General features: G+C 64.3%; 9 protein-coding genes. 7 read left to right on the top strand and 2 right to left on the bottom strand.

The features are described from left to right. From AWB67_RS32450 to AWB67_RS32440, 3 genes are all read left to right on the top strand, one after another. The coding region (locus AWB67_RS32450; RefSeq protein ID WP_125477777.1) for a ClcB-like voltage-gated chloride channel protein at positions 1 to 1014 on the top strand (1014 nt) is incomplete at its 5' end. A gap of 240 nt (positions 1015 to 1254) precedes the next feature. Next, positions 1255 to 1518 (top strand): hypothetical protein, encoded by a 264-nt coding sequence (locus AWB67_RS32445; protein WP_087660146.1) that lies wholly within the window; start codon positions 1255 to 1257, stop codon positions 1516 to 1518. A 26-nt stretch (positions 1519 to 1544) separates the two neighbouring features. Then, a complete protein-coding gene (locus AWB67_RS32440) occupies positions 1545 to 1784 on the top strand; it encodes a DUF2795 domain-containing protein (protein ID WP_087660145.1) in 240 nt (79 codons plus the stop codon). A 20-nt stretch (positions 1785 to 1804) separates the two neighbouring features. Here AWB67_RS32440 and AWB67_RS32435 read toward each other — a convergent pair whose 3' ends face one another. Further along, positions 1805 to 2422, bottom strand: a complete 618-nt coding sequence (locus AWB67_RS32435) for a TetR/AcrR family transcriptional regulator (protein ID WP_087660148.1) — start codon at positions 2420 to 2422, stop codon at positions 1805 to 1807. Between the two features lie 264 nt (positions 2423 to 2686). Between AWB67_RS32435 and AWB67_RS32430 the strand changes: the two genes are divergently transcribed. The 4 genes from AWB67_RS32430 (at position 2687) to AWB67_RS32415 (ending at position 9345) form a co-directional block, all read left to right on the top strand. After that, positions 2687 to 3790 carry an efflux RND transporter periplasmic adaptor subunit gene (locus AWB67_RS32430; protein WP_087660147.1) on the top strand — a complete coding sequence of 368 codons (1104 nt, stop codon included), beginning with the start codon at positions 2687 to 2689 and terminating at the stop codon, positions 3788 to 3790. After that, positions 3787 to 6945, top strand: coding sequence for an efflux RND transporter permease subunit (locus AWB67_RS32425; RefSeq protein WP_087660144.1), 3159 nt, complete (start codon positions 3787 to 3789; stop codon positions 6943 to 6945). Before AWB67_RS32430 ends, AWB67_RS32425 begins: the two co-directional genes overlap by 4 nt. Next, positions 6942 to 8408 (top strand): efflux transporter outer membrane subunit, encoded by a 1467-nt coding sequence (locus tag AWB67_RS32420; RefSeq protein ID WP_087660143.1) that lies wholly within the window; start codon positions 6942 to 6944, stop codon positions 8406 to 8408. The genes AWB67_RS32425 and AWB67_RS32420 overlap by 4 nt, the downstream gene beginning before the upstream one ends. Positions 8409 to 8517: 109 nt before the next feature. Beyond that, a complete protein-coding gene (locus AWB67_RS32415; protein ID WP_087660142.1) occupies positions 8518 to 9345 on the top strand; it encodes a hypothetical protein in 828 nt (275 codons plus the stop codon). A 760-nt stretch (positions 9346 to 10105) separates the two neighbouring features. On the opposite strand, the gene AWB67_RS41050 is transcribed toward AWB67_RS32415, so the two are convergent. Then, on the bottom strand, positions 10106 to 10485 hold a 380-nt coding region (locus AWB67_RS41050; RefSeq protein WP_159965044.1), incomplete at its 5' end, for a hypothetical protein.

Genomic DNA, 10485 nt, shown 5'->3' with positions numbered 1-10485 from the left:
TTCGTCTTGCTCGGGCTCCTGTGCGGCGTGCTGGCTCCGCACTTCCTGCGCTTGCTCGCGGCATCGCGGAAACGCTTCGCGCTGCTGCCGCTTCCTTTGCCGATCCGGCTTGCATTGGGCGGGTTGATCGTCGGCGTGATCTCGATCTGGTGGCCCGAAGTCTGGGGCAACGGCTACGAAGTCGTGAACTCGCTGCTGCACGAGCCTTGGACGTGGACCGCCCTCCTTACCGTGCTCGTCTTCAAGATCATCGCGACGGCCGCGACGGCGGGCTCGGGCGCAGTCGGCGGCATCTTCACGCCGACGCTCTTCGTCGGCGCCGTGCTCGGGTGCCTGTTCGGCATCGCGGCGCACACGATCTGGCCGCATTCGACCTCGGCGCCCTACGCCTATGCGATGGTCGGCATGGGCGCGTTCCTCGCCGCCGCCACGCACGCGCCGCTGATGGCGATCCTGATGATCTTCGAGATGACGCTGTCGTATCAGGCCGTGCTGCCGCTGATGCTCTCGTGCGTGGTGGCGTATTTCATCGCGCGCACCTCCGAGCAGACGTCGATGTACGAAGTCACGCTGCGCCGCACGCGCGACGAAAAGGAGCGCATGCGCCTCGCGGCCACGCAGATGCGCGAGCTGGTGAAGCCCGCCGACACCGTCGTCCCGCTCACGGCGAACGTGAAGGAAATGACGCGCGTCTTCCTCGAATATCCTGTGAAGTATCTGTACGTGGTCGATACAGGCGAGCATTTTCAGGGCGTCGTCGCGCTGAAGGACATCACGTCCGACCTGCTCGACGAGCGCGACACCGAAACCAAGACCGCCGCCGACTACCTGCAGCCGCACTTCGATGTGCTCACGCCCGACATGTCGCTCGGCGAGGCGCTTCAGCACTTCCTCGCGTTCCAGGGCGAACGGCTGCCGGTAATCGAGCGCCGCTCGCAGCCGCTGCTTCTCGGCGTCGTGTACAAGACGTCGCTTCTCGACGCATACTTCCGTTTGAACCCGACGACGCGCTGACTTTGCGCTACTGTGCAATTTTGCGGCGCGTGGATGCCTTTTCGCGAGCGAGGGCATCGCCGTGGACGTGCCTGAACAGACTTCAGAACTCACTCGAAGTGTGTTCACGGCACGCCCGTTCGAACGCGCTCGCGCGTTGTAAGCAGTTAGTCTGGCCGCCCGTCCGCGGCCAGGATGACAGCGATTGGCACGGCCTTTGCTCGTTGCTTTCTCGCTGCTTACGTCAGGAGGGGTTGAGCGATGAAGACCTCAACGATGTTGTCGATGGCGCTGGTTTCCGTGTCCTGCTATGCGGCACCGCTGCATACGAGCGACACTGAATCGGCGAGCGCCACCAACGCGATGCGCGCCAGCTTGCGCGCGAATGCCGCACCGGTTTCGGCGCCCGCGCCGGAAGTGTCGGCGCAGGATCTCGACCACGCGCACTGGCGGCATGTCAAGATTCCGAAGTCGCGCGCGCCGAGCCGCGGCATGGCCAGCACGCCCGTGCAGGTACAGACCTGACGTTTGACGATTACCGGACCCTTCGCATGACCGACACGCAAAAAAACGCATTGAACGACGAGCCGATCAACGATGAAATCGCGCAGGTGCTGCGCGCGGTCGCGTATCCCGCGAACAAGGACGCGATCGTCGATGCCGCGCGCGAAGCTGGCGTGAGCAACGACGTGATCACCGTGTTCGACGCGCTGCCCGAGCAGGATTACGCCGACGCCGATGCCGTCGAGCAGTTGCTCGGCAGCAATGGCGGGCCGGGGATATCGGCTTGATTCGCTGCGGGTGTTCAGTTTCAGGATGTGCCGAACACGACGCGTCCGAAGAACCCCGCAAGTACGGCCTCCGCAAAATCCGCTGGCACCGACTGCGGATCAGACGAATAGAAGAACTGCACCCCGTCACATAGCGCGGTCAGGCCAAGCGACAACTGCTCGGCCGGCATCGGCAACGGCGTGCCGACCCGCTCCGAGAACGCGCGAATGTAATCGGTCGTGGTCTGCCTCAACTCCCGCATGAACGCATTGAATTCGACGCGAAACTTCGGATCGCGGCTCGCGTGCAGCTTCGCTTCGACCCACAGCAAAAAGCATTTGTTCTCGCGATAGATCTCGCTGTAGTACTTCAGCACGCGCGCTTCCATGTCGGCGCGCGTTGCCTGACCGTCCTCGAAAATCGAGCGCATGCGGCCCATCGTGGTTCCATGATCGCGCTTGAGCAGTTCGAGCAGCAACTCCGACTTGCTACCGAAATTCGAATAGAACGCGCCGCGCGTATAGCCGGCCGCAGCGGCGATGTCTTCGACGCTCGACGTGCCGAATCCCTTCTTCATAAAGATCACGACCGCCGCGTCGAGCAGGCGCTGCCGCGTCTGGTCCCGGCTTTGTTCGCGAGTAAGGCGGGTGGGTTTCATGCGGCGGAGTTTAGCACCGAAGCCGCTTTCAAAACTCTTTTGATACGACTTTGCATTCGGATACAACTCTGTATTAGAATGCGACGTGCATCTGCTGGCGTGATCCTGGAAAGCTTGTCGCTGTTTGTCGTCAGCCCGCTCGCCGTCTTCCTTCCCGCGCCCCCCGTATCTTGAAAACGTCCGCGTGCATCGCCCGCGCCGCTTCGTCTCGCCCCCGCGCCGAGGTCATTCGTGAACCGTCTCCATTCCCGCGTGTTTTCGTCGATGCGCCTTCGCGCGCTCCTCGCCGCGCTCTGCGTGATGCCGCTCGCCGCGTGCGGCAAGAAGGAAGCGCCGCCGCTCGCGCCGCGTGCCGTCGTCGCCGTCGCAGCGAAGTCCGACGGCCAGCCGCCGCGCGCCACGCTACCCGGCCAGATCGAGTCGCGCTATTCGACGCCGCTGTCGTTCCGGGTCGGCGGGAAGATCGTCGAGCGGCGGGTGCGTCTCGGCGATACCGTGAAGGCCGGGCAGATCGTCGCCAAGCTCGATCCCGCCGATCAGTCGAAGAACGCAGCGGCCTCCGCTGCTCAACTCGACGCCGCGCAACATCAACTGGACTACGCGAAGCAGCAACTCGACCGCGACCGCGCGCAGGCCGCCGAAAACCTGATCGCGCCGGCGCAATTGGAGCAGACGCAGAACGCGTATGCGTCGGCGCTCGCGCAGCGCAATCAGGCGCAACAGCAGGCCGGCCTTTCCGCCGATCAACTGAAGTACACGACGCTCATCGCCGATCACGCGGGCGTCATCACGTCCGAACAGGCCGACACGGGCCAGAACGTCACCGCCGGGCAGCCGGTCTACAACCTCGCGTGGAATGGCGACATCGACGTCGTTTGCGACGTGCCCGAAAGCGCGCTGCTGGCGCTGGCGGTCGGCGAGCGCGCGCAGATCACGCTCGCGGCGCTGCCGGGCCGCACCTTCGCCGCGCGCGTGCGCGAGCTTTCGCCCGCCGCCGACCAGCAGAGCCGCACGTATCGCGCGAAGCTGACGCTCGAATCCCCGACGCCCGACGTGCGCCTCGGCATGACCGCCGACGTCACGTTCGCGCAAACGTCAGCGTCGCAGACACCGCGCGCCTCGACCTTCACGCTGCCTTCCACCGCCCTCTTCCACGACGACAAGCAGCCCGCCGTGTGGGTCGTCAAACCGGACAACGCGCTGGAATTGCGTCGCGTCGATGTCGCGCGCTACGGCGAGCGCACCGTCACCGTCACGCGCGGCCTGAATGCGGGAGAGCGCGTCGTGTGGCAAGGCGTGCATACGGTCTCGGCAGGCGAGAAGGTGCGCGTCGTGGCGCCGCTGCATCCCGAGGACTTCGCGTCATGAGCGCGCCGCAAAACGGGCAGGACAACGACTATCGCCAGGAAGAAGGCCGCTTCAATCTCTCGGCGTGGGCGCTGCGGCACCGCGCTCTTGTGATCTTCCTGATCGCGATGGCGACGATCTTCGGCGTCATCTCGTACACGCGCCTCGCGCAATCGGAAGACCCGCCGTTCACGTTTCGCGTGATGGTGATCCGCACGTTCTGGCCGGGCGCGCCCGCGCGGCAAGTGCAGGAGGAAGTCACCGACCGCATCGCGCGAAAGCTGCAGGAAACGCCATCGACCGATTTTCTTCGCAGCTATTCGCGCCCCGGCGAGTCGCTGCTCTTCTTCACGATGAAGGACGGCGCCCCGCCCGAAGACGTGCCCGAGGAGTGGTATCAGGTCCGCAAGAAAGTCGGCGACATCGCGGCGACGCTTCCGCAAGGCGTGCAAGGGCCGTTCTTCAACGACGAGTTCGGCGACGTCTACACCAACATCTACACGCTCGAAGGCGACGGCTTCTCGCCGGCGCAACTGCACGACTACGCCGATCAACTGCGCGCGGTGCTGCTGCGCGTGCCGGGCGTCGCGAAGATCGATTACTTCGGCGATCAGGAAGAGCGCATCTACGTCGAGATCGCGAATACGCAACTCACGCGCCTGAACATCTCGCCGCAGCAGATCGCGCAGGCAGTCAACGGGCAGAACGCGGTCGCGCCCGCCGGCACGCTGAACACGCCCGACGATCGCGTGTTCGTGCGCCCGAGCGGCCAGTTCACCGACATGAAGGCGCTCGCCGATACGCTGATCCGCGTGAACGACCGCTCGTTCCGCCTCGGCGACATCGCGACGATCAAGCGCGGCTACGTCGATCCGATCGCCACGCAGATGCGCTCGGGCGGCCAGCCGGTGCTCGGCATCGGCATCACGATGCAGCCGGGGCAGGACGTCGTACGGCTCGGCAAGGCGCTCGACGCCAGGACCGCCGAGTTGCGCACGCACTTGCCCGCCGGGCTCAAGCTCGCGGAGGTGTCGAGCATGCCGCACGCGGTGTCGCACTCCGTCGACGACTTCCTGGAAGCCGTCGCCGAAGCGGTCGTGATCGTGCTGATCGTGAGCCTCGTGTCGCTCGGCGTGCGCACGGGGATGGTCGTCGTGATCTCGATTCCGGTCGTGCTCGCGGTCACCGCGCTCTTCATGTACTTCTTCGACATCGGCCTGCACAAGATCTCGCTCGGCACGCTGATCCTCGCGCTCGGCCTCTTGGTCGACGACGCGATCATCGCCGTCGAGATGATGGCCGTGAAGCTCGAACAGGGCTGGAACCGCACGCGCGCCGCGGCCTACGCGTACACGAGCACCGCGTTCCCGATGCTCACCGGCACGCTCGTGACTGTCGCCGGCTTCCTGCCGATCGCGCTCGCGAAGTCGAGCACCGGCGAATACACGCGCTCGATCTTCGAGGTATCGGCGATCGCGCTGATCGCGTCGTGGCTCGCGGCGGTCGTGCTGATTCCGCTACTCGGCTACAAGCTCTTGCCCGAGCGCAAGCGCGAGGCGCACGAGGCGCATCTGCCCGACGATCACGAGCACGACATCTACGACACGAAGTTCTACGGGCGCCTGCGCGGCTGGGTGACGTGGTGCATCGAGCGGCGGTTCGTCGTGCTGGTGGTGACCGTCGTGCTGTTCGTGATCGCACTCGCGGGGTTCACGCTCGTGCCACAGCAGTTCTTCCCAAGCTCGAACCGGCCGGAACTGCTCGTCGACGTGCGTCTGCAAGAAGGCGCCTCGTTCGATGCCACCCTGCGCGAAGCCAAACGTCTGGAAAAAGCGCTCGAAGGCCGTGCTGAAATCGATCACGTGGTGAGTTTCGTCGGCACGGGTGCGCCGCGCTTTTATCTGCCGCTCGACCAGCAGTTGCCGCAGCCGAATTTCGCGCAGTTCGTCATCACGGCGAAGACGGTGGAGGATCGCGAGAAGTTGTCGCAATGGCTCGAACCGGCGCTGCGCGACACGTTCCCCGCGATCCGCACGCGGCTCTCGCGGCTGGAGAACGGGCCGCCGGTCGGCTATCCGGTGCAGTTGCGCGTTTCCGGCGACGACATCGCGACAGTGCGCAAGATCGCCGAGCAGGTCGCCGCCGACATGCGCGCCGACGGCCGCACGACCAACGTGCAGTTCGACTGGGACGAGCCGTCCGAGCGCTCAGTGCGCTTCGAGGTCGATCAGAAGAAGGCGCGCGAACTCGGCGTCACATCGCAGGACGTGTCGAGCTTCCTCGCGATGTCGCTCTCGGGCTACACCGTCACGCAGTATCGCGAGCGCGACAAGCTGATCGGCGTCGACTTGCGCGCGCCGCTGGCGGAACGCGTCGATCCGTCGCGGCTCGCGACGCTCGCGATGCCCACGCCGAACGGCCCGGTGCCGCTCGGCACGCTCGGGCGCGTCGTCAACGATCTCGAATACGGCGTGATCTGGGAACGCGACCGGCAGCCGACCATCACCGTGCAGTCGGATGTGAAGGCGGGCGCGCAGGGCATCGACGTCACGAACGCGATCAACAAGAAGCTCGACGCGCTGCGCCCGACGCTGCCAGTCGGCTACCGGATCGAGGTCGGCGGGCCGGTCGAGGAAAACGCGAAGGGACAGACGTCTATCAACGCGCAGATGCCGATCATGGTCATCGTCGTGCTGACGCTTTTGATGATCCAGCTGCAGAGCTTCGCCCGCGTGATGATGGTCGTGCTCACCGCGCCGCTCGGGCTGATCGGCGTGGTCGCGGCGCTGCTCGCGTTCGGCAAGCCGTTCGGCTTCGTCGCGATGCTCGGCGTGATCGCGATGTCAGGGATCATCATGCGCAACTCGGTGATCCTCGTCGATCAGATCGAGCAGGACATCGCCGCCGGCCACAAACGTTTTGATGCGATCGTCGGCGCGACCGTGCGGCGCTTCCGGCCGATCACGCTTACGGCCGCCGCCGCCGTGCTCGCGCTGATCCCGCTCTTGCGCAGCGACTTCTTCGGCCCGATGGCGACCGCGCTGATGGGCGGCATCACGAGCGCGACCGTGCTCACGCTGTTCTATTTGCCGGCGCTCTACGCGGCGTCGTTCCGCGTGAAGGACGACGAGCGCGCCAAGCCGGGCGAGGATGCGCCGGAAGGAGTCGAACCATGATGAAGACAGTTGCATCGCGAGCGGCGGGTTTGGCAACGCTCGCCCTCACCTTCTCGGCCTGCTCGTTCGGTCCGAGCGGCAACCCGCCTGAGATGCCGCAGCCCGAGCACTACGGCGCGCTCGCACAGCCGGAGCGGACGGTCACGGCGCAAGGCGCGTCGCAGCGTTTCGTGACGGGCGCCAAGCCGGTGCCCGAGTGGTGGAAGCGGTATCGGTCGGATGCGCTGGATGCGCTCGTCGATGAGGGTCTTCGCAACAGCCCGAACCTCGCCGCCGCCGACAAGAGCCTCGCCGCCGCGCGCGAGCAACTGAAGGCGCAGATCGGCTCCTCGCTGCTCCCTTCGATCGATGCCGGCGCGCAGGCCTCACGGCAACGCGGGCTCGGCGTGCCGGACTTCGGCCCGCCGACGGCGCTCTACAACCTCTTCGTCGGCCAGATCCAGGCGCAATACACGTTCGACCTCTTCGGCGCGGCGCGTTATGAGAATGCGTCCCTGGCGGCGCAAGTCGATCAGCAGTCGTTCCAGCTCGATGCCGCCCGCCGCGCGCTCGCCGCGAACATCGTGACAGGCGCGATCGGCGCGGGTGGGTTGCGCGCCGAAATTGATACGACTGAACGCCTCGTCACGCTTGCCGACGATGACGCCCGCGATGCGCGCCGTCGTTACGAACTTGGCTCGGCGTCGCGTTCGGACGCGTTGAATGCAGAGCAGAACGCGGCGTCGCTCGCGGCATCGTTGCCGGGCTTGCGCGCGCAATGGCTCGCGACGCGCCATGCGCTGGCCGTGCTGCTTGGCCGCACGCCGGACCAGGCGCCCGACGATCTCGACTTCGCGGGCCTCGCCGTGCCGGAGGACGTGCCGGTCGTGGTGCCGTCGGATTTGCTCGCGACGCGCCCCGACATCCAGGCCGCCGATGCCGCCGTCAAGGCCGCTGCCGCGCAGGTCGGCGTGGCGACGGCGCAACTGTTCCCGAGTTTGTCGCTGTCGGCATCGATGGGCAAAGGCGGCTTCAACTGGCCGACGGCGCTTTCCGGCGCGGGCGCGTTGTGGAGCATCGGCGCGTCGCTGTCGCAGCCGATCTTTCATGGCGGCGCCCTGCTCGCCCAGCGGCGCGCGGCGCTCGACACCTACGACGCCGCCGTGCTCCAGTACAAGCAGACGGTGCTCGCGGCGTTCCAGAACGTCGCGAACACGCTGGCGGCGCTCGAACAGGACACACAGGCGCTCGCGTCGAGCGATACCGCGAGCCGTGCGTCGCAAGGCGCCTTCGACGATGCCGCCGCGCGCGTGCGCCTCGGCGCGATCCCGCCGCGCGCGGCTCGCGCAAGCGAGCAGCAATACCGCAATGCGCAGTTGAACGCAATCAGGTATGCGAGCGCGCGGCTTTCGGATACGGCCTCGCTGTTTCAGGCGATGGGGTCGCCGGTGGGGCTCAAGCAGACAGCATCGAGAGCGGAATAGGCCGCGTAGGCGAGCGTCCTATGCAACGACCCGGAACTAGGAAACATCGTATTACCCGGTACAGACGCATTGACTAGGCTCCTGCGCTTACAACCAGGAGTCATGTGCCATGTTTCGTCGGTTGCTTGGTGGAGCGCTCGTCTGCGCTGCTTTTGCTGGTTCATCGTCGTGGGCCGCCGCGCCTCCTCCGCTCGTCATGCCCGCTGAGGAGCCCTGGCAGTTTGCGGTCACGCCGTATCTCTGGCTGCCGAGCGTCAGTGGCTCGCTGCGGTTTTCGCTACCCTCCGGTGTCGCCGATGCATCGACCGGGCCATACAACTACCTGCAGAACCTCAAGTTCGCCGCGATGCTGCAGGGCGAAGCGCGCAAGGGCGACTGGAGCGTTTTCGGCGATGCGATCTATCTCAAGTTCGGCCGCCACTCGACGACGATAACCACGCACGGCAGCGGCACCCTCGCGATCGATTCGCAGCGCGACGGCGAGACGAGCCTCAAGGGCGGTCTCTTGCAACTGGGCGGCGGACGCACCGTCGCACGCCTGCCGCGCGCCAGCATCGATGCGATCGCCGGCTTGCGATACCTCGGTGTGAGCGGCTCGCTCGATGCGTCGATGCAGACGAGCGTCGGACTGCATGGTCCGAGCGTCAGTCCCGCGATTCACGTTTCCCAACGACAGGATATTTTCGACGGGTTCGTCGGCGTGCGTGGGCGTGTGTCGCTTACGGAGGATGGGCGCTGGTATGTGCCGTTTTATCTCGACGTCGGTACGGGTACGTCCAAGGTGACATGGCAAGTGATGACGGGCCTCGGCTACGCGATGAAATGGGGCGACGTGAACGCGTCGTATCGATATCTCGCGTTTCACGGGTCCGGCGATCAGCTCGTTCAGACGCTGCGGCTGAACGGGCCTGCGATTAGCGCGACGTTCCGCTTTTGAACGTCGCGAAAGTTGTCTACAGCCGATGGGGAACAGTCTGTTGACAAGGTTCTGACAACGACGCTAAACGTTTGAGCGAAAAGGCTTTGTTAATACTGCTCGAAAGCGATGCATTCGCAGTTTCGTAGGGGATAAGTTATCCCCATCGAATGTTGAAAGAGCTGTGGACAAGCTTGGGGGTACTAGCCTATGCCGTTGATTCGCTAAGGTAAAACGGGAGCGGCGCGGTTTGGGGCAGCGCGCACGTGCTATACAGGGACGCTGGGCTTGTCCGCAGGTCTTGCGCACTTAGCTGCGGGAAATCACACCCCGTGATTAACCGGGCCGCCGCAGATGGCTTTGCGGTCCGCGTGCGGGGAAAATTTCGTTCCCCACCGTCCCTCAAGCATCCATTCCTTCTACGTTTCCCCACATGCTGCGGCGCGGGAAACAACCGTTCCCCTACACCGGGATTGCCCTATACGTTGGATGTAGGTCTTTTTAAAGTTGCAAGCTATCGGCATCTGCTGACGGTAGCTAACGCCGCAGATACCGTGTTTGAAAGCAGACATGTGTTTTGTTCATGCTGCGCCGCACCCGTGTGGGGGAACGGCGCAGAGTTTCCCCACGTCAGCCCGATCAGCAGCGTCCTGCCCAACCGTAACGGAAACGGTTTACGCATCGCTCACGTTGTACGTACAACTGAGTAAAAGATAGCTGTTGAGACATTTTTCCAACAGTCGTCTCGGCGCTTGCTAACTTGTTTGACGTGGGTGCTTGTTCAGATCTGGCCGCTCCATATGGTTTCGCCCATTGGAAAAGCACCCCCACTACCCATGTAAGCATGGCTGCTTTGTAATAGATGCCCGTCGCCGGAATACTTGGACTGTCCCGTGAAATGGCCACCAGCGTCGTAGTTCTTACCAAAGAATGTGCCGTCGTTGTTATATGAATATTGTGTAAATGCCGCCAGATCCCCTGTACCTAAATTAAAGTGATCGGCTTCGATCGTCCGGCCGGATTTATCAAACAAATCTCGCTCCCACACCTTACCCCCTACATACTCGTAAAAATCGTAGATTATGTGGTTGGTATCAAACAAGCCAACTAACTCATGTGAACCGTTGAATTGATGACCAATGTAGCTTTTGTCGATAAAGA

The sequence above is a fragment of the Caballeronia terrestris genome (genome assembly GCF_001544515.1).
Classification (GTDB): domain Bacteria; phylum Pseudomonadota; class Gammaproteobacteria; order Burkholderiales; family Burkholderiaceae; genus Caballeronia; species Caballeronia terrestris.
Note: the sequence above shows the minus strand (reverse complement) of the source record. Positions and strands in the feature narration are given on the sequence as shown.